A 19,829-nucleotide genomic window follows, 5' to 3' on the forward strand; every position below is an offset into this window, starting at 1 on the left:
GAGCCGGGCGAGCGGGATGATGCCGTAGCCGAGCCTGCCCTCGATGCGTCCCGGGCCGGGCGCCCGGTGAGGCGGGCGTCCATGTCCCCGGTCCGAGTGACCCGCTCGGCCTTCCCTCGGTCCGTATCCGCGGCTGACAGCCCAGGCGGACCCGTCGCCGCATTCCTGGTGTCGAGAGTCCGGCGTGCACGTTCGTGCTGCCTCGGAGCCGCCTTTGTCCTGTGAGTGGAGAAAGATTGCGGGAATGCCTGCGCGACTTCTTCCCAGTCCCGGCAGTGGCTGCTACGTTCCCCTCGAAAGCCCGGCATGGCAGCCGAGTTGAGGCGGGGAGGGGCGCGTGAGACGCATGACGGCACGACCCGCGAACGCGCACCAGGCCCGGCTGCTCAAGCTGTTGCGTGACGGAGGACCCAACTCCCGGGCGCAGCTGGGCGATCAGGTCGACCTCTCGCGGTCCAAGCTGGCCGTGGAGGTGGACCGGCTCCTGGAGACGGGACTGGTCGTCGCGGACGGGCTCGCCGCCTCGCGCGGCGGTCGCCGCTCGCACAACATCCGGCTCGCCCCGAACCTGCGCTTCCTCGGCGTCGACATCGGGGCGACCTCGGTCGACGTCGCGATCACCAACGCCGAACTGGAAGTGCTGGGGCACCTCAACCAGCCCATGGACGTTCGCGAGGGGCCGGTCGCGGTCTTCGAGCAGGTCCTGTCCTTGGCGGCGAAGTTGAAGGCCACGGGCCTTGCCGAGGGCTTCGACGGCGCCGGCATCGGCGTCCCGGGGCCGGTCCGCTTCCCCGAGGGTGTGCCGGTGGCGCCGCCGATCATGCCGGGCTGGGACGGTTTCCCGGTGCGGGAGGCGCTCAGCCAGGAGCTCGGCTGTCCGGTCATGGTCGACAACGACGTGAACCTGATGGCCATGGGGGAGCAGCACGCGGGCGTCGCACGGTCCGTGGGCGACTTCCTCTGCATCAAGATCGGTACGGGCATCGGCTGCGGCATCGTCGTCGGCGGTGAGGTTTACCGCGGTACGACGGGCAGCGCGGGCGACATCGGGCACATCCAGGCCGTGCCCGACGGACGCCCGTGCGCCTGCGGCAACCGGGGTTGCCTCGAGGCCCACTTCAGCGGCGCGGCGCTCGCCCGTGACGCGCTGGAGGCGGCCCGGCAAGGACTGTCGGCGGAACTCGCCTCCAGGCTGGAGACGAACGGCGGCCTCACCGCCGTCGACGTCGCCGCCGCGGCCGCGGCGGGTGACGCCACCTCGCTCGACCTGATCAGGGAGGGCGGCACTCGCACCGGCCAGGTCATCGCGGGCCTGGTCAGCTTCTTCAACCCCGGCCTGGTGGTGATCGGCGGCGGAGTGACCGGCCTCGGCCACACCCTGCTCGCCGCGATCCGTACCCAGGTCTACCGCCAGTCGCTGCCCCTCGCGACCGGCAACCTGCCCATCGTCCTGGGTGAGTTGGGCCAGAACGCCGGAGTCATCGGCGCGGCCCGTCTCATCAGCGACCACCTGTTCTCACCCGCGTAATCGGCTCGTCCGGCAAGAGATCACCAGTACAGCGCCCTGCTCTGCCCTGCCCTGAAAACGCCTGCCCGGCACGCGTTCCGCCCTGAAACCGGCTCGCACGCCCGCCGAGGGGAACCCACATGGCACCAGAAACACCGCTGCTCAGCATGTCCGGCATCACCAAGTCGTTCCCCGGAGTCCGGGCCCTCGACGGCGTCGACCTCGACGTCCGCACGGGTGAAGTGCACTGCCTGCTCGGCCAGAACGGGGCCGGGAAGTCCACCCTCATCAAGGTTCTGGCCGGTGCCCACCAGCCCGACACCGGCACGATCCACTGGCGCGGCCAACCCGTCACACTGCGCTCGCCCATCGCGGCCATGCGCCTGGGCATTGCCACCATCTACCAGGAACTCGACCTGGTGGAGCATCTGTCGGTGGCCGAGAACGTCCATCTCGGCCACGAACCCACGACCGCGGGCTTCGTCGTGCGGGGCAAGGCCGCGCGGGCGTCGACGGCCGCGCTGCTGGGACGGCTCGGGCGCCCCGAGATCGACCCGGCCCGCCTCGTGGGGGAGTTGCCGGCGGCTCAGCAGCAGATCGTGTCCATGGCGCGCGCGCTCTCCCATGACGTACGGCTCATCGTGATGGACGAGCCGTCCGCCGCGCTCGACCCGGACGAGGTCGACAACCTGTTCCGTATCGTCGGCGACCTGACCGCCGACAAGATCGCGGTTGTCTACATCTCGCACCGCCTGGAGGAGATCCGCCGCATCGGCGACCGGGTGACCGTCCTCAAGGACGGGCGGGCGGTGGCGGGCGGGCTGCCTGCGAAGACGACACCGACCCGAGAGGTCGTGACGCTGATGACGGGACGCAACGTCGAGTACGTCTTCCCCGAGCGCCCCTCCGCGGTCCCCACCGGCAAGCCCGTCCTCGAAGTGCGGGGGCTGGCGCGGGAGGGCGAGTTCGCGCCGCTCGACCTCGAGGTCCGCCCCGGTGAGATCGTCGGACTCGCCGGACTCGTCGGATCGGGCCGCTCCGAAGTGCTCGAGACGATCTACGGCGCCCGCAGGCCCACCGCCGGCCGGGTTCTCGTCGACGGGCGCCCGCTGCGTCCGGGAAGTGTCCGCGCGGCGGTGCGCGCGGGACTCGGGCTCGCCCCCGAGGAACGCAAGGCGCAGGCGCTGCTCATGCTGGAGTCCGTCACCCGCAATGTCTCGGTCTCCTCCCTGTCCCGCTTTGCGCGCGGTGGCTGGATCGACCGGCGTGCCGAACTCGGCGCCGCGCGCGCGTCGACACGTGAGTTGTCCCTGCGCCCCGACAACCCCTCCGTACCCGTCCGCACGCTCTCCGGAGGCAATCAGCAGAAGGCCGTCCTGGCCCGCTGGCTGCTGCGCGGCTGCCGCGTGCTGCTGCTCGACGAACCGACTCGCGGCGTGGACGTCGGCGCCCGCGCCGAGCTCTACGCGGTGGTGCGCCGGCTCGCCGACGAGGGCCTCGCGGTGCTGCTGGTCTCCAGCGAGGTGCCCGAGGTGCTCGGCCTGGCCGACCGCGTCCTGGTGCTGCGCGAGGGCCGCGTCGTGCATACGGCGCCCGCCCGCGAACTCGACGAGCACCGCGTCCTCGACCTCGTCATGGAAGGAAGCCCGGCGTCATGACGCAGCCCGTGTCCCCGCCGCGCGGCAGCACCGACAAGGTGCCGTCGATCGGCCAACCGCCCTCCTGGCGCGTCCTCGCCGCCCGCGCGGACGTCCGTACCCTGTCCCTCCTGGGGGTGCTCGCCGCGCTGGTCCTCATCGGCGGCATCACCAAGCCGGACGAGTTCCTCGACACCCGCAACCTCCAACTCGTGCTCACCCAGGCCTCGGTGATCGGGGTCGTCACCGTCGGCATGACCTTCGTCATCACCTCGGGCGGTATCGACCTGTCGGTGGGCGCGATCGTCGCCCTGGCCTCGGTGTGGGCGACCACGGTCGCGACGCAGGAGTACGGCTTCGCCGGCATCCTCTTCACGGCGATCGTCGTCGGAGTGGGCTGCGGGCTGGTCAACGGCCTGCTCATCGCCTATGGCGGAATGGTCCCGTTCATCGCCACGCTCGCCATGCTGGCCTCCGCGCGTGGTCTCGCCCTGCAGATCACCGACGGCAGGACGCAGATCGTCACGGTCGACGGGATCCTCAAGCTCGGCGAGCGCGATTCCTATGTGCTCGGCATCCCGCCGCTCGTGCTGGTCTTCGCCCTTGTGACGGTCATCGGCTGGCTGGTGCTCAACCGCACCACCTTCGGGCGCCGCACGGTCGCCGTCGGCGGCAACGCGGAAGCGGCCCGGCTCGCCGGTATCGACGTACGACGCCAGCGTCTGTATCTCTACCTGCTGTCCGGGCTGTGCTGCGGCATCGCCGCCTTCCTGCTGATCATCCTGTCCGGCTCGGGCCAGAACACCAACGGCAATCTGTACGAACTGGACGCCATCGCGGCCGCGATCATCGGCGGCACGCTGCTCAGCGGAGGCCGCGGCACCATCACCGGCTCCGTCCTGGGCGTCCTGATCTTCACCACGATCACCAACATCTTCGCCCTGAACAACCTGCAGAGCGACGTCCAGCAGATCGCCAAGGGCGCGATCATCGTCGCCGCCGTGCTGGTCCAGCGCCGTACCGCAAGCACGACCTGAGGAAAGGGTTCACCGCCATGTCACAGCTCACCAGTCGCAGAGGGCTGCTCTTCGGGACCGCCGCCGTGTCCGCCGGTGCCCTCCTCGCAGGTTGCACGAGCAACGAGACCACATCCGACAAGCCCGGCGGGAACGAGCAGCCGGCTGCCGACGACAAGCCCGGCAAGCACGTCACCATCGGCTTTGCCGGCCCGCAGGCCGACCACGGCTGGCTCAACGCCATCAACGACAACGCCAAGAGCCGTGCCGGGAAGTACTCGGACGTCACGCTGGAGATCACCGAGGGCTCCAACGACACCGCGATCCAGATCGGCCAGATCGAGACCCTCATCAACAAGAAGGTCGACGTCCTGGTCGTGCTGCCCGCCGACGGCAAGGCCCTCACCCAGGTCGGGCTGAAGGCGATGGGGGCCGGCATCCCGGTCGTCAACCTCGACCGCATCTTCAACACTCCGCAGGCCTACCGCTGCTGGATCGGCGGCGACAACTACGGCATGGGCCTCAACGCCGGCCACTACATCGGCGGGAAGCTCAAGGGGAAGTCGGACGCCCGCGTCATCGAGCTGGCCGGCATCGACAACCTGGAGCTGACCAAGCAGCGCACCCAGGGCTTCGACGACGCGCTGAAGAACTACCCGAACATCAAGAAGGTGGCCCGCCAGGCCGCCGACTTCACGGTCGAGTCGGGGCAGGCGAAAATGGCCCAACTCCTCCAGGCACAACCCAAGTTCGACGCGCTGTGGAACCACGACGACGACCAGGGGGTGGGTGCGCTGCGGGCTATCGAGCAGGCCGGGCGGGACGACTTCCTCATGGTCGGGGGGGCCGGGGCGCTGTCCGCGTTCCAGGCCATCAAGCAGGACAACGGCGTCCTCAAGGCGACCGTCCTCTACCCGCCGACCATGGCCGCCTCCGCCATCGACCTCGCGCGCGCCCTCGGCCAGGGCAAGGGCATCGGCGGCCTCGCCGAGTACGAGATCCCGGCGTCGATCACGCTGTACTCGGCCGTCGTCGACAAGGACAACGTCGACCAGTACATGCCCACCGGCTTCAGGTGACGCGTCCCGCCCGCACCCCCCGACGCGCCACCACGAAGAGGACCAGGAGGACACAGCGCATGGGACAGTGGCAGCAGACAGAAGGGGCGGAGAGCGAGCAGCCGCGATGGGCCGGCTTTGGGGAACCGGAAGGGGCCGTAGCGGAAAGGCCGCCGCTGCGCATCGGCATGGTCGGTTACGCCTTCATGGGCGCCGCTCATTCGCAGGGGTGGCGCACGGTGGGCCGCGTCTTCGACCTGCCCCTGCGGCCGGTCCTCGCCGCGATCTGTGGACGTGACGCCGCCGCGGTACACGCGGCGGCGGACCGGCACGGCTGGGCGACGGCCGAGACCGACTGGCGGGACCTCGTCGCGCGGGACGACATCGACCTCGTCGACATCTGCACCCCCGGTGACACCCACGCCGAGATCGCCCTTGCCGCGCTGGCCGCCGGCAAGCACGTGCTGTGCGAGAAGCCCCTCGCCAACACGGTCGAGGAGGCCGAAGCCATGGCGGAGGCCGCCGCGACCGCGCACGAGCGGGGCCTGTCCGCGATGGTCGGCTTCAACTACCGCCGTGTTCCCGCCGCCGCGTTCGCCCGGCGGATGGTCGCCGAGGGGCGGCTCGGCACCCTGCGGCACGTGCGGGTGACATACCTTCAGGACTGGCTGGTGGACCCGTCCTTCCCGCTCACCTGGCGGCTGCGCAGGGAACGGGCGGGGTCGGGCTCCCTCGGCGACCTGGGCGCGCACATCATCGACCTCGCCCAGCACCTCGCCGGGGAGCCGCTGGCCGGGGTCTCGGCCCTGACCGAGACGTTCGTCCGGGAACGACCCCTGGCCGGCGGTGTCACCGGTGGACTGTCCGCCGTCTCGGCCGCCGGCACCGGAGCCGTCACAGTGGACGACGCCGCCGTGTTCACCGGGCGCTTCGCCTCCGGCGCGCTCGCCTCCTTCGAGGCCACCCGGTACGCCACCGGACGCAAGAACGCCCTGCGCATCGAACTCAACGGCGAGCGCGGCTCACTGGCCTTCGATCTGGAGCGGCTCAACGAGCTGTCGTACCACGACGGCACCGAGCCGGGCACGCATGCCGGCTTCCGCCGCATCCTCGTCACCGAACCCGACCACCCCTACCTGGACGCCTGGTGGCCCCCGGGCCACGGCCTCGGCTACGAGCACACCTTTGTCCACCAGGCCCGCGACCTCGTGCACGCGATCGCCGCGGGCCGCACCCCCGAGCCCTCCTTCGCCGACGGACTCCAGGTTCAGCGGGTCCTCGCGGCGGTGGAGGACAGCGCCCGGAAGAACTCCCTGTACACCCCGATAGCGGTCTGAGGAGGCCTTGCGAATGCCGCGCACGTTCACGCTCTTCACCGGTCAGTGGGCGGACCTCCCGCTGGAGGAGGTCTGCCGTCTCGCCCGCGACTTCGGCTACGACGGACTCGAACTCGCCTGCTGGGGAGACCACTTCGAGGTCGACAAGGCGCTCGCGGACCCGTCCTACCTCGCCTCGCGCCACGAACTGCTCGCCAAGTACGGCCTCAAGTGCTGGGCGATCTCCAACCACCTGGTCGGCCAGGCCGTCTGCGACGCCATCATCGACCAGCGTCACCAGGGCATCCTCCCGGCCCGCATCTGGGGCGACGGTGACGGGGAAGGCGTACGGCGGCGGGCCGCCGCCGAGATCGCCGACACCGCCCGCGCCGCCGCCGCCTTCGGCGTCGACACCGTCATCGGCTTCACCGGATCCGCGATCTGGCACCTGGTCGCCATGTTCCCGCCCGCCCCGGAGCCGATGATCGAGCGCGGCTACGAGGACTTCGCCGAGCGCTGGAACCCGATCCTCGACGTCTTCGACGCCGAGGGCGTCCGGTTCGCGCACGAGGTCCACCCCAGCGAGATCGCCTACGACTACTGGACGACACAACGGGCTCTCGAGGCCGTCGACCACCGGCCCGTCTTCGGACTGAACTTCGATCCCTCGCATTTCGTCTGGCAGGACCTCGACCCGGTCGGCTTCCTGTGGGACTTCCGCGACCGGATCTACCACGTCGACTGCAAGGAGGCCCGTAAGCGCCTCGACGGCCGTAACGGCCGCCTCGGCTCCCATCTGCCCTGGGGAGACCCGCGCCGCGGCTGGGACTTCGTGTCCGCCGGACACGGTGACGTCCCCTGGGAGGACGTCTTCCGGATGCTGCGCTCCATCGATTACCAGGGCCCCGTGTCCGTCGAGTGGGAGGACGCCGGTATGGACCGGCTCCAGGGCGCACCCGAGGCCCTCACACGCCTGAAGGCGTACGACTTCGAGCCGCCGTCGGCATCCTTCGACGCGGCGTTCGGCAACTGACCTCTTTTTCCGCTCTCCGGGACGACGGCGCATCCCGGCGTCAGCACCCGCCGGGCACCGGCGGCGACCCCACCGGCAGCTGCGGGTCGGTGACCGCAACCACCACAACCCGATGATGGAGCAGGACAACGCGCCCAGCTCCACCGACCCGCCCGGTCGCTCGAGCACGCGCGGATCGGCTACCGCAACATGGCCGCGCTGCGCCGCAGGTGGCGCCGGACGCAGCCGACCGCAGACGCACGAGGAGGCCCCTCCCCGAACCCGGGGAGGGGCCTCCTCACCTGTCGGAAACCATCAGCCCGCGGGCTGCGGCTGCGGGGCCGTGGTCACCTCCCGGTCCTGCCCGGGCTGCCGCAGCAGCAGAGCGATCGCCGCGGCGATCATGGAGATGCCGCCGGCCAGGGCGTATGCCCCGTTGTAGCCCCAGGCGGCGACCACCATCGAGCCGAGACCACCGCCGAACAGACCACTGATCAGCTTGCCGCTGTACACCAGTCCGTAGTTGGAGGCGTTGTAGTTCTCACCGAAGTAGTCCGGGGTCAGCGCCGCGAAGAGCGGGTAGAACGCGCCGCCGCCGAAGCCGGAGAGGAAGGCGAAGAACAGGAAGAGCGCCTCGCTCTTGACGTCGCCCGCCCAGATCACACCGAACTGGGCGAGACCCAGGACGACGATGACCATCACCAGCGTCGACTTGCGGCCCCACTTGTCGGACATCCAGCCGACGACACCGCGTCCGATGCCGTTGATGACCGCCATGACACCCATCGAGGACGCCGCCACCAGCGGGCCGAAGCCCACCTCCTTGGCGAAGTCGACCTGGAAGGAGATACCGAAGATGGACACACCTGCGGTCAGCACGATGGACAGCCACATCAGGGGCAGCATGCCCGTCCTGATGGCCTCCTTCGGGGTGAACTGCTTCACCGCCGGAGGGTTCTTGGCCAGGCTCGTCCCGCTCTTCTGGGCGGCGGAGTACGCCAGCGGGTCGATGTCCGCCGGCCACCAGTTCTTCGGCGGGTCCTTGAAGAACATCGCGCAACCGAAGACCACGATCAGGATGTAGCAGCCGATGAGGTCCAGGACACGGTGGTAGTTCGCGGTGTCGAAGGCGTAGTTGAAGATGAAGATGAAGGGCAGGGAGCCGTACGCGAATCCGCCGTTGACGAAACCCGTGCGGGCGCCGCGCCGTTCAGGGAACCACTTGCCGACCATGTTGATGCAGGTCGCGTAGACCAGGCCGGAGCCGACACCGCCGATGACGCCGAAGCCCAGGATGGCGAGCCACACGTTGCTCAGGTGGGACAGGGCCAGGAAGCCCACGACACACATCACGGAGCCGATGTACATCGCCGAGCGCGCGGTCAGCAGGCCCTTCTCCCGCAGCCAGCCCGCCGGGAAGGCGATGCCGGCCTGGAAGAAGACCCAGACGCTGAGGATCCAGAAGGTGTTGCTCTGCGTCCAACCGTGCGCGTGGGACAGGGTGTCCTCCGCGGAGCCGAACGCGTACTCGAAGACGCTGATGGCCATCATGGCGATCCACGGCAGGTACACCATGAGTTTGCGTGAGTGGCCGAGGATGTCCCGGTCGGTCTCGCCGATGCGGTACACGCGCCCGCGCGCGTCCGTCACTTCACGGTACGGGCGCTGCTCGGCGCCGGTGCTGCTGGTGGCTATGGGGTCTGCCGTCATATCACGCCATCTCCTCGCCGAGCGGCTGGGAATTGGGGACGATGCGCCGGGCGTTGGGCTTGCCCGGGGCCTTGAGGAAGAGCGCCAGGAACGCGGAGGCCAGGCCGATGCTGCCGGCCAGGACGAAGGCGCCCTGGTAGTCCCATGCGGCGACGACGACCGAGCCCATACCGGAGCCGACGAGGCCCGAGATCAGCTTGGAGCTGTAGACCATGCCGTAGTTGCTGGCGTTGTTGTTCTCACCGAAGTAGTCCGCGGTCATGGCTGCGAAGAGCGGGAAGATCGCGCCGCCACCGAAACCGGAGACCATCGAGCAGAACAGGAAGAACGGCATGCTGCCCATCTGGCCGGAGACCAGCACGCCGAACTGTGCGCTGCCGAGCACGATGCACACGATGATCAGCGTGTTGCGGCGCCCGTAGCGGTCGGATATCCAGCCGATGACACCGCGTCCGGTGCCGTTGACGATGGCCTTCAGGGACATCGCCGTGGCCACGATTCCGCCCGCGAAGCCCATGTCCTTGCCGAACGGGACCTGGAAGGCGATGCCGAAGATGTTGATGCCGGCCGTGCACAGCAGGCAGAACCACATCATCCACAGGACCGGAGTGCGAGCGGCCTCCCGCGGCGTGTACTGCTTGATGGACGGCGGGTTCTTCTCCAGGGCCCGGCGGATGCGCGGGTCGTCGGTCGCCTTCAGCGGGTCCACGTGCGAGGGCCACCAGTTCTTCGGCGGGTCCTGGAAGAACCAGCCCGCGGCGGCCACCACGAGGCACAGACCGACGCCCACCGCGGCGAGCACCGTCTGGTAGTTGCTCAGGTTCATGTACGACGTGAACAGGAACACGAAGGGCACGGATCCGTAGGCGAAACCGCCGTTGACGAAGCCGGTCTTGCCGCCCTTCCGCTCCGGATACCACTTGCCGACCATGTTCACGCAGGTCGCGTAGACGAGGCCGGCGCCGATGCCGCTGCACACGCCGAAGCCGAGGTAGGCCACCAGCACGTTCGGCGCGTAGGCCAGTGACACATAGCCCAGCATCGTGCCGACCGCGCCGATCAGCATGGCCGTGCGCGCGGGCAGCTTGCCGTTCTCCCGCAGCTGACCGGCGGGGAAGGCCACGGCCGCCTGGAAGAACACCCAGACACCCATGAGCCAGAAGATGTGTCCACTGCTCCACAGATGAGCTTCGTGGAGTGTGTCCTCGGCCGAGGTGAACGCGTACTCGGCGGAACTGATGCCCATCATGCCCACCCAGGGCAGGATGACCATCCATTTCCGTGGTCGGCCCATGATGTTGACGTCCGACTCACCGATCCGGTACACGCGGCCGTTGCGGTCCGTCACCTCCCTGTAGGAGACGGACGTCGAATAGTCAGTGGTTGTCATTGTTCATTACCCCTTGCGTCGAAAGATCTGGCCAGCGCCCCCTGTCCAATGCCTTTCGTGCGCGCACGGGCCCGGGGCACGGCCGACGCGCACCGTCGGCCGTCCCCGCTTCAGTCACCTCATGACCCGCCCCCCAACGCCCGCCCGTCTCCCGGCGCGGCAGAAGAGCCTTCGGCCCCCAGCCTTTCCGCGGCACGCGCCCAGCGGTACTTGGCGCCGAGGACGGCCACCGGCTTCTCGGTGGTGTAGGGGTACGCCACGACCCCTCGCTCGTAGAGGTACTGGCAGGCCTCTTCGACCTCGACGTCACCGGCGAGCGACGCCACCACCGGCTTCTCGATGCCGCGCTCGCGGAACTCGGCCACCACGCGCGCGGTCAGCTCCGCGAACACCATCGGCGGGGTCACGATGGTGTGCCAGTAGCCGAGGACGAGCGCGTGGATGCGCGGGTCCTCCAGGCCCAGCCGGATCGTGGCCTCGTACGTCGACGGCGGCTCCCCACCGGTGATGTCCACCGGGTTGCCCGCGGCCCCGAAGGGCGGGATGAACCTCCGGAAGGAGGCGTCGAGGTCGGGCGGGATCTCCATCAGGGACAGGCCGTTGTCGGTGACCGCGTCGGAGAGCAGGACACCGCTGCCGCCGGCACCGGTGATGATCACGACGTTGTCGCCCTTCGGGGTCGGCAGCACCGGCAACGCGCGCGCATACTCCAGCATGTCGTTCAGCCCGGGCGCCCTGATGACACCGGCCTGCCGGAGGATGTCGCCGTACACGGCGTCGTCACCCGCGAGCGCCCCGGTGTGCGAGCCTGCTGCCCTCGCGCCCGCCGCCGTGCGCCCCGCCTTCAGCACCACGACCGGCTTCCTCGGCACCGTCGCGCGTGCCGCCTCCACGAAGGCGCGCCCGTCCTTGAGGTCCTCCAGGTGCATCGCGATGCACTCGGTGTGCGGGTCCTCGCCGAACCACGTCAGCAGGTCGTCCTCGTCGAGGTCCGACTTGTTGCCGAGCCCGACGATCGCCGACACACCCGTCTTGGTGGTGCGGGCGAAACCGAGGATGGCCATCCCGATGCCACCGGACTGCGAGGTCAGTGCGACTCCGCCCTTGACGTCGTACGGCGTGCAGAACGTGGCGCACAGGTCGTTCCAGGTCGAGTAGTAGCCGTAGATGTTCGGCCCGAGCAGCCGGACGCCGTACCGCTCGGCGATCGCCACGATCTCGTCCTGCAGTTCGTGCTCGCCGGTCTCCGCGAACCCGGAGGGGATCAGAACGGCGTTGGGGATCTTCTTGCGCCCCACCTCTTCCAACGCCGCGGCCACGCGCTGGGCGGGGATGGTGAAGACCGCCACATCCACCTCACCAGGAACGTCCGTGACACTCTTGTACGCCTTGCGGCCGAGAATGTCATCGGCCTTGGGGTTCACCGGATGGATCTCCCCGGAGAAGCCACCGTCGACGAGATTGCGCATGACCGAATTGCCGATCTTGCCCTGCTCGTTGGAGGCACCGATCACGGCCACGGAGGACGGCTGCATCAACCGGCGCATGGACGCGAGGATCTCGTCACGCGTGTAGCGACGGCGCTCCCTGGGCGGTGCGTCGGAGAGGATCACGCGGATGTCGGCCGCCACCGCGCCCTGCGGGGTGGCGATCACCGGGTTGAGGTCCACCTCGGCGATCTCCGGGAAGTCCGCCACGAGCTGGGAGACCCGGCGGATCTGCTCCGCGATCGCCCACCGGTCCACGCCCGCCTGACCGCGCACCCCGCGCAGGATCTCCGCCGAGCGGATCGAGTCCAGCATGGACAGCGCCTCGTCGGCGTCCACCGGCGCGAGCCGGAACGTGACGTCCTTGAGCACCTCGACGAGCACACCGCCAAGACCGAAGGCCACGACCTTGCCGAAGGTGGGGTCGGTCACCGCGCCGACGATGACCTCCTGGCCCTGCGGCAGCAGTTCCTGTACCTGCACTCCCTCGATACGGGCATCGGCGTCGTAGGCCTTGGCGTTCTCGACGATCGTGTGGAAGGCGGCGCGTACGTCCGTCGCGCCCTCGACACCGACGACGACGCCGCCGGCGTCGGTCTTGTGCAGGATGTCGGGAGAGACGATCTTCATCACGACCGGCCCGCCGAACCGCGCCGCGTACGCCACCGCCTCCTCGACGTCCGTGGCAAGTTCCTCACCGGGCACGGCGATCCCGTATGCGTCGGCGATCACCTTGCCCTCCGGCGCGGTGAGCGCGGTCCGTCCTTGTGCCCGTACGGTGTCGAGAAGCGATCGCACCCTCAGCACCCAGTCCTCGACCATCACGTCAGATCACTCCCGTCGACTTGAGCAGACGCAACTCCTCGTCCCCCAAGCCCAGTTCACCGATATAGATCTCTTCGTTGTGCTCGCCGAGCAACGGCGAACTGGTCACCTCGACAGGGGAGTCGGAGAGCTTGAGCGGGCTGCCCACGGTCACGAACTCGCCCCGCTCGGGGTGCGGCACGGTGACGACCATCTCGTTGGCGGCCAGCGAAGCGTCCTCGATGATCTCCTTGGTCGACAGGATGGGCCCGCATGGGATGTTCTGGGCGTTCAGCCGCTCCAGCACCTCCCACTTGGGCAGCGTCGAGGTCCACTCCTCGATCAGCTGGAACATCTTGCCGAGCTTGGGAAGCCGCGCCTCCGGCGTCGCCCACTCGGGGTCGTCCGCCAGCTCGGGCCGCCCGATGAGCCGGCTGAGCGGCTCCCATCCGACGGGCTGGACGATGACATACACGTAGTCGTTCGGGCCGCCAGGGGCGCACTTGACCGCCCAGCCGGGCTGGCCTCCCCCGGACGCGTTGCCCGAGCGGGGCACTTCGTCGCCGAAGTCCTCGTTGGGATATTCGGCGAGCGGCCCGTGGGCCAGGCGCTGCTGATCACGCAGCTTCACCCGGCACAGATTGAGCACAGCGTGTTGCATGGCCACATTGACCCGCTGTCCACGCCCGGTGTGCTCCCGCTGGAGCAGCGCGGCGAGAATCCCCGCCACGGCATGCACACCCGTGCCCGAGTCCCCGATCTGCGCCCCCGTCGCCAGCGGCGGCCCGTCCTCGAACCCCGTGGTGGCCATCGAACCGCCCATGGCCTGCGCGACGACCTCGTAGGCCTTGAACTTGGTGTACGGGCCCTCACCGAACCCCTTGATGGAGGCATAGACGATGCGCGGATTGATCTCCTGGATGCGGTCCCAGGAAAAGCCCATACGGTCGACCGCGCCCGGCCCGAAGTTCTCGACCATGACGTCGGAGCGGCGGATCAACTCGGTCAGGAGCTGCTTGCCGCGCTCGGTCTTGGTGTTGAGGGTGATGCTCCGCTTGTTGCAGTTGAGCATCGTGAAGTAGAGGGAGTCGACGTCGGGTATGTCCCGCAGTTGCTTGCGGGTGATGTCACCGGTCGGCGCCTCCAGCTTGACGACGTCGGCGCCGAGCCAGGCGAGCAACTGGGTGGCGGAGGGTCCGGACTGAACGTGAGTCATGTCCAGGACACGGATGCCGTCGAGAGCCTTAGTCATGTCAAGCGCTCCTCACTACTTGTCCATGGGCTGGTTCGGGTTGCGGGGAACGTACGCGTGCGGGTCCACCCGGACGTTGAGCAACGAGGGCATCCCGGACTCGCGGGCGCGCCGCAGAGCGGGGCCGATGCCGACGGGGTCGCCGGTACGGGTGGATGGGCAGGGCGTCCGACCGCAACTGCGGCAGCCGCCTCCCGAGGGCCGTCTCCTCCGTGGCGCGCAGCTCGTCGAGCCACTCCTTGCGCCGGCACGCCCCGTCGTCGGCGCGCCCGGAGGCGGCCTCGGCGACGGACCTCAGGACCAGTCCCGCGTCGCCGGCGAACCCGAGGCCGATGTCCCGGTGCTCGCCGACTGCTTGGGTGTCGAGGCCGATTTGCCCGGTGGCCTCGGGGTCGCCGGCTGGGCGCGTCGGGGCACGGCGGTGGCCGGCCCCCGGGATGCGCACCGTCGCCGATGGCACCTCGGTGGCGAGGACATGGTCCGGTGTCTCCAGGAAGGAGGGGCCGGGCTCGGCGCGATAACACGCGCGGAGCGCCGCCGACACCATCTCCGCCGCGTGCGCCGCGTTCGGCACGCTCGCCGCGGACTTGGTGAGGGGCGCCGTCATGTCGGTGTGCGGCAGGCCCGGCGGAGCCCCCCAGCTGGCCCGGGTGAGTGCGCCCTGGCCGCCGATCAGCAGCAGTGGTGCCTGTACGCGGAAGGCAGTGGCGACGGCGGAGAGGGCGTCGGTCGTGCCGGGGCCCGCCGTGACGAGGGCGCACCCGGGGCTGCCGGTGATGCGCGCATGGCCGTCCGCCGCGCGGGTGGCGGCCTGGTCACGGCGTAGGTGTACGACCTCGATGCCTTCGTCCACGCAGCCGTCGTAGAGGTCGCGGATGCGGCCGTCGCACCGGATGTGCGCGACCTCGGCACCCTCTGCTCTGGGTGCCTTGGCGATCAGACGCCCACCGGAGATGAGCTCCCGGTTGATGTCGTCAGGCATGGCGAAGCCCTCTCCCTTCGTAGGGTCCGGAACGCGCGGCGGTACATTGCATACAGTCGACGAATACTGTATGAAGCTTGTTATCCCGCATCCGATGGGCGGTGTCCAGGGGGCGTGCGGCACTTTTCAGTCATCGGAGTTCTGGCCTCTCGATGACTTCGCGCTGACTTCGCAGACAGGAGCCGAGATGGACCTGTACGAACACCAGGCAAGGGCCCTCTTCCGGGAGTACGGCATCGTGGTGCCGAGGGCCGAGGTCACGGACTCGCCCAAAGAGGCACGCGAGATCGCCCGCAGGCTCGGCGGCAAAGTCGTCGTCAAGGCGCAGGTGAAGACGGGCGGCCGCGGCAAGGCGGGCGGCGTTCGGCTCGCCACGGACCCGGCCGATGCGGAACTCACCGCACGCCAGATCCTGGGCATGGACATCAAGGGCCACAGGGTCGGCAAGGTGATGCTGGCCGAACCCGTGGACATCGAGCACGAGTTCTATGTGAGTTACGTTCTCGACCGGGCCGCCGGCTGCTTCCTGGGGATCGCCTCCGCGGACGGCGGGACGGAGATCGAGGAGGTCGCCGCCGTCCGCCCCGAAGCGGTGGCGCGCGTGCCCATCGACCCGGCCGAGGGCGTCACCTCCTCCAAGGCGGGCGAGATCGCCGAGGCGGCAGGCCTGCCGCCGCAGACCGTCGATGTGCTCGTACGGCTCTGGGAGGTCCTCGTCCGCGAGGACGCCGTGCTCGTCGAGGTCAACCCGCTCGTCCGCACCGAGCAGGGCCGCATCCTCGCGCTCGACGGCAAGGTCACGCTCGACGACAACGCCCGGTTCCGGCAGGCACGGTGGGGTGCGGAGGACGCCGAGCACGACGACCCGCTGGAGGCCGAGGCCGCCGCCAAGGGCCTCAACTACGTCCGGCTGGACGGCGAGGTCGGCATCATCGGCAACGGCGCGGGCCTGGTCATGTCGACGCTCGACGTGGTCGCGGGCTGCGGCGCACGTCCGGCGAACTTCCTCGACATCGGCGGCGGAGCCTCCGCCCAGATCATGGCCGACGGGTTGTCCGTCATCCTCTCCGACCCGCCCGTGAAGTCGGTCTTCGTGAACGTCTTCGGCGGCATCACCGCCTGCGACGCGGTCGCCGACGGCATCGTGCAGGCACTGGACGCGGTGCAGCTGACCAAACCGCTCGTCGTCCGCCTCGACGGCAACAACGCTCCTCGGGGCAGGGCGCTGCTCGACGAGCGCGCACACCCGTACGTCCTGCAGGTCAGCACCATGGACGGCGCCGCGCGCCGGGCCGCCGAACTCGCCAAAGCCGACTGAAGGAGCCCGTCATGGCCATCTACCTCACCAAGGAGAGCAAGGTCCTCGTCCAGGGCATGACCGGCGGCGAGGGCATGAAGCACACCCGCCGCATGCTCGCAGCCGGCACGGAGGTCGTCGGCGGAGTCAACCCGCGCAAGGCGGGCAGGAGCGTGGACTTCGACGTCCCCCAGCGCCTGGACGGCCTGGGAGGCGCCCCCAGCGCCGTACCCGTCTTCGGTTCGGTGCGCGAGGGCATGGAGGCGACCGGCGCGGACGTGACCGTCGTCTTCGTACCGCCCGCATTTGCGAAGGCCGCGGTCATGGAGGCGGCCGACGCGGGCATCGGCCTCGCGGTGGTCATCACGGAGGGCATCCCGGTCCACGACTCGGTCGCCTTCACCGCATACGCCGCGTCGAAAGGGACCCGGATCATCGGTCCCAACTGCCCGGGACTGATCACCCCCGGTCAGTCCAACGCGGGCATCATCCCGGCCGACATCACCAAGCCGGGCCGCATCGGTCTGGTGTCGAAATCCGGCACGCTGACCTACCAGCTCATGTACGAACTGCGGGACACAGGTTTCTCGACCTGCGTGGGCATCGGCGGTGACCCCGTCGTCGGCACCACCCACATCGACTGCCTGGCCGCCTTCGAGGCCGACCCCGACACCGATCTGATCGTGATGATCGGCGAGATCGGCGGCGACGCGGAGGAGCGGGCCGCCGCCTACATCCGCGACCACGTCACCAAGCCCGTCGTCGGGTATATCGCCGGGTTCACCGCGCCCGAAGGCAAGACGATGGGGCACGCCGGCGCCATCGTCTCCGGCTCCTCCGGAACCGCGCAGGCGAAGAAGGAAGCGCTGGAAGGGGTAGGAGTGAAAGTGGGCGGAACCCCGACCGAGACGGCGCATCTGGTACTCGCCCTGCTGGAAGCGGGACGTGACGTCACTCATAGTTGACGTGAGGTTACTTACAGGTGCTCCGGCGCCTCGTTAGCGTCCCACGCACGACGTCCGCGTACGGCATGTGCGATCACTGTCGATCACGTGCGCGGACGAGCCATGACCCCCCGCCCCCGACCGTGCACCGAGAGCGGAGCAATCCGATGGCACCCACCCTCACCCTCAAGTCCGGTACGTCCTGGGCCGACGCCTGGCAGCGCTGCCTCGCCGTCGCCCCCGAGGCCTTCCGGGACGACCGTGTCCTCAATCTCTGGGACTCCTCCTGGCAGGCGGACGGCCGGGCCCTGCCCGCCACCAGCCCGGTGGACGGCAGCCCCATCGCGGGCCCACCGCGCCTGGACCGGGCGACCGCCCGCCGCGCCGTACAGGCGTCGCTCGACCAGCACCGCGCCTGGCGCCATGTGGCGCCGGCCGAGCGCCGGGCCCGCGTCGCCGCGACCCTCGACGCGCTCACCGAGCATCGCGAGCTGCTTGCCCTCCTCCTCGTCTGGGAGATCGGCAAGCCCTGGCGGCTGGCTCAGGCCGACGTGGACCGGGCCATCGACGGCGTGCGCTGGTACGTCGACGGAATCGAACCGATGATCGGCGACCGAGTCCCGCTGGACGGCCCGGTCTCGAACATCGCGAGCTGGAACTACCCGATGAGCGTTCTGGTCCACGCGATGCTGGTCCAGGCCCTGGCGGGCAACGCGGTCATCGCCAAGACCCCGACGGACGGCGGCCTCGCCTGCCTGACCCTGGCCTGCGCGCTCGCCGCACGCGAAGGCATCCCGGTCACCCTCGTCAGCGGCAGCGGGGGCGAGCTGTCGGAAGCACTGGTGCGGGCGCCGGAGATCGGCTGCGTGTCCTTCGTCGGTGGCCGAGACACGGGCGCCGCCGTGGCCACGGCGGTCGCCGACCTCGGCAAGCGGCACATCCTCGAACAAGAGGGCCTGAACACCTGGGGCATCTGGAACTACTCGGACTGGGAGTCGCTCACCGCGGTCATCCCCAAACTCTTCGACTACGGCAAGCAGCGCTGCACGGCGTATCCCCGCTTCGTCGTCCAGCGTGAGCTGTTCGACGAGTTCCTGGCGGCGTACCTGCCGGCGGTCCGCACCCTCAGGGTCGGCCACCCCCTGGCGGTGGAGAAGCGGGACGACCCCTGTCCCGACCTCGACTTCGGCCCGGTGATCAACGCGGCCAAGGCCAAGGAGCTGAACGACCAGGTGGCCGAGGCGATCGACCGCGGCGCGGTCCCCCTGCACCGGGGGCGGGCCGAGGACGCGCGCTTCCTGCCCGGCCAGGACACCTCGGCCTACGTCCACCCGGTCACCCTCCTGAACCCGCCCTCGTCCTCCCCGCTGCACCACGCGGAACCGTTCGGCCCGGTCGACACGATCGTCCTGGTCGACACGGAGGCGGAGCTGCTGGCGGCGATGAACGCGTCGAACGGCGCGCTGGTCGCCACGCTCTCCACGGACGACCGGGAGACCTTCGACCGTCTGGCCCCGCAGATCCGCGCCTTCAAGGTCGGCCATGGGAAGCCGCGCTCGCGCGGCGACCGTGACGAGCTCTTCGGCGGCTTCGGCGCGTCCTGGCGTGGCGCGTTCGTCGGCGGCGACCTGCTGGTGCGTGCGGTGACGCAGGGGCCGGCGGGGGAGAGGCTGCCCGGGAACTTCCCCGAGTATCAGCTCATGCCGTGAGCTGCGGCCGGGCGGTATGCGCTTCGCGTGCGTGCCGCCCGGCCATGATCTCGTCCGCCGACCATCGGGCCACACCCTCGGTCTCGGCGAGCCGGGCGATCCCTTCCGCAGGCGGGACCAGCGCGAGTCCGTACGCCTCGTACTCGGCGATCGCCGGATTGCCGCCGGGGATCCCGCCGGCACCCGGGGACTGGTGCGTGCCGCCGACACCGAGGCCCAAGACCAGCCGCCCACCGGAGATCACGTCCACGGCGGCCACCTTGCCGAGGACCGCGGGCGGACGGATCCGATTGCCGGTCCTGGTGGTCCTCGCAGGCGCGGAGCCCCTGTCCCAGATCGAGGTCGCGGCGCGGCTCGGCGTGGACCGCACCACCATGGTCGTGCTGATCGACACCCTGGAGGACCGAGGCCTGGTGCGGCGGCGCAGTACGCACGACCGCAGCAAGAACGTCGTCGAGCTGACCGACGAGGGGGCGGACTGCCTGCGCCGGGGCGAGGAGGCCCGCCGAACGGCGGAGCGCCGCTTCCTCGCTCCGCTGGACGAACAGACGGCCACCACGCTCGTGCACGCCCTGCGGCTCCTGGTGACTGAGGGTGCCGACGAGTGACCGCCGCAGGGCGGAAACGCAGGTGAAAGCCGCTCCGAAACCTTGGTATTGTTGACCCTGTCGCCGCGGGGAAGACCCCCGGCAAGGCGACAGATACCTC

The 19,829-nt window shown here is 69.7% G+C and carries 15 protein-coding genes and 1 pseudogene; 10 read left to right on the forward strand and 6 right to left on the reverse strand.

Features of this window, described 5'->3' with window-relative positions; all coding sequences use genetic code 11:
• The first annotated feature begins 346 nt into the window (after positions 1-346).
• The 6 genes from VXC91_RS31125 (at position 347) to VXC91_RS31150 (ending at position 7,567) form a co-directional block, all read left to right on the forward strand.
• The gene (locus VXC91_RS31125) at positions 347-1,528 is read left to right on the forward strand and encodes an ROK family transcriptional regulator (protein WP_329510688.1); all 1,182 of its coding nucleotides are present in this window, start codon (positions 347-349) and stop codon (positions 1,526-1,528) included.
• A gap of 119 nt (positions 1,529-1,647) precedes the next feature.
• On the forward strand, positions 1,648-3,165 hold the full coding sequence (locus VXC91_RS31130) for a sugar ABC transporter ATP-binding protein (protein ID WP_329510689.1): 1,518 nt from the start codon (positions 1,648-1,650) through the stop codon (positions 3,163-3,165).
• Positions 3,162-4,181: an ABC transporter permease gene (locus tag VXC91_RS31135; protein WP_329510690.1), complete on the forward strand. Its 1,020-nt coding sequence runs from the start codon at positions 3,162-3,164 to the stop codon at positions 4,179-4,181. The genes VXC91_RS31130 and VXC91_RS31135 overlap by 4 nt, the downstream gene beginning before the upstream one ends.
• A 17-nt stretch (positions 4,182-4,198) precedes the next feature.
• Positions 4,199-5,239: a substrate-binding domain-containing protein gene (locus VXC91_RS31140; RefSeq protein ID WP_329510691.1), complete on the forward strand. Its 1,041-nt coding sequence runs from the start codon at positions 4,199-4,201 to the stop codon at positions 5,237-5,239.
• Between the two features lie 59 nt (positions 5,240-5,298).
• Entirely contained in the window at positions 5,299-6,555 is a 1,257-nt protein-coding gene (locus VXC91_RS31145) for a Gfo/Idh/MocA family protein (RefSeq protein WP_329510692.1), read from the forward strand.
• 13 nt (positions 6,556-6,568) lie between these two features.
• The gene (locus tag VXC91_RS31150) at positions 6,569-7,567 is read left to right on the forward strand and encodes a sugar phosphate isomerase/epimerase family protein (RefSeq protein ID WP_329510693.1); all 999 of its coding nucleotides are present in this window, start codon (positions 6,569-6,571) and stop codon (positions 7,565-7,567) included.
• 294 nt (positions 7,568-7,861) lie between these two features.
• On the opposite strand, the gene VXC91_RS31160 is transcribed toward VXC91_RS31150, so the two are convergent.
• From VXC91_RS31160 to VXC91_RS31180, 5 genes and pseudogenes are all read right to left on the reverse strand, one after another.
• A complete protein-coding gene (locus VXC91_RS31160) occupies positions 7,862-9,256 on the reverse strand; it encodes an OFA family MFS transporter (RefSeq protein ID WP_329510694.1) in 1,395 nt (464 codons plus the stop codon).
• 1 nt (position 9,257) lies between these two features.
• Positions 9,258-10,646, reverse strand: a complete 1,389-nt coding sequence (locus tag VXC91_RS31165) for an OFA family MFS transporter (RefSeq protein ID WP_329510695.1) — start codon at positions 10,644-10,646, stop codon at positions 9,258-9,260.
• Positions 10,647-10,765: 119 nt separating this feature from the next.
• Positions 10,766-12,955 carry an acetate--CoA ligase family protein gene (locus VXC91_RS31170; RefSeq protein ID WP_329510702.1) on the reverse strand — a complete coding sequence of 730 codons (2,190 nt, stop codon included), beginning with the start codon at positions 12,953-12,955 and terminating at the stop codon, positions 10,766-10,768.
• 4 nt (positions 12,956-12,959) lie between these two features.
• Positions 12,960-14,189, reverse strand: a complete 1,230-nt coding sequence (frc, locus tag VXC91_RS31175; RefSeq protein WP_329510696.1) for a formyl-CoA transferase — start codon at positions 14,187-14,189, stop codon at positions 12,960-12,962.
• A gap of 142 nt (positions 14,190-14,331) precedes the next feature.
• Positions 14,332-15,171, reverse strand: a pseudogene (locus VXC91_RS31180) (thiamine pyrophosphate-binding protein); the annotation flags it as partial.
• Positions 15,172-15,358: 187 nt separating this feature from the next.
• On the opposite strand from VXC91_RS31180, the gene sucC reads away from it, so the two are divergent.
• The 3 genes from sucC to VXC91_RS31195 all read left to right on the forward strand — a co-directional run bounded on the left by sucC (position 15,359) and on the right by VXC91_RS31195 (position 19,121).
• Complete coding sequence (gene sucC, locus VXC91_RS31185; RefSeq protein ID WP_329510698.1) at positions 15,359-16,489, forward strand: ADP-forming succinate--CoA ligase subunit beta; 1,131 nt, start codon at positions 15,359-15,361, stop codon at positions 16,487-16,489.
• An 11-nt stretch (positions 16,490-16,500) separates the two neighbouring features.
• Positions 16,501-17,433, forward strand: coding sequence for a succinate--CoA ligase subunit alpha (sucD, locus tag VXC91_RS31190; protein ID WP_329510699.1), 933 nt, complete (start codon positions 16,501-16,503; stop codon positions 17,431-17,433).
• 146 nt (positions 17,434-17,579) lie between these two features.
• Positions 17,580-19,121 (forward strand): aldehyde dehydrogenase family protein, encoded by a 1,542-nt coding sequence (locus VXC91_RS31195; RefSeq protein WP_329510700.1) that lies wholly within the window; start codon positions 17,580-17,582, stop codon positions 19,119-19,121.
• Here the strand turns inward: VXC91_RS31195 and VXC91_RS31200 are convergent.
• Entirely contained in the window at positions 19,111-19,371 is a 261-nt protein-coding gene (locus tag VXC91_RS31200) for an LLM class oxidoreductase (RefSeq protein WP_408057517.1), read from the reverse strand. The genes VXC91_RS31195 and VXC91_RS31200 overlap by 11 nt on opposite strands.
• Positions 19,372-19,381: 10 nt before the next feature.
• Here VXC91_RS31200 and VXC91_RS31205 point away from each other — a divergent pair, with 10 nt between their 5' ends.
• Positions 19,382-19,729 carry a MarR family winged helix-turn-helix transcriptional regulator gene (locus VXC91_RS31205; protein WP_329510701.1) on the forward strand — a complete coding sequence of 116 codons (348 nt, stop codon included), beginning with the start codon at positions 19,382-19,384 and terminating at the stop codon, positions 19,727-19,729.
• The last annotated feature ends 100 nt before the right edge of the window (positions 19,730-19,829 follow it).

This window comes from Streptomyces chiangmaiensis, assembly GCF_036281785.1.
In the GTDB taxonomy this organism is placed as follows: domain Bacteria; phylum Actinomycetota; class Actinomycetes; order Streptomycetales; family Streptomycetaceae; genus Streptomyces; species Streptomyces chiangmaiensis.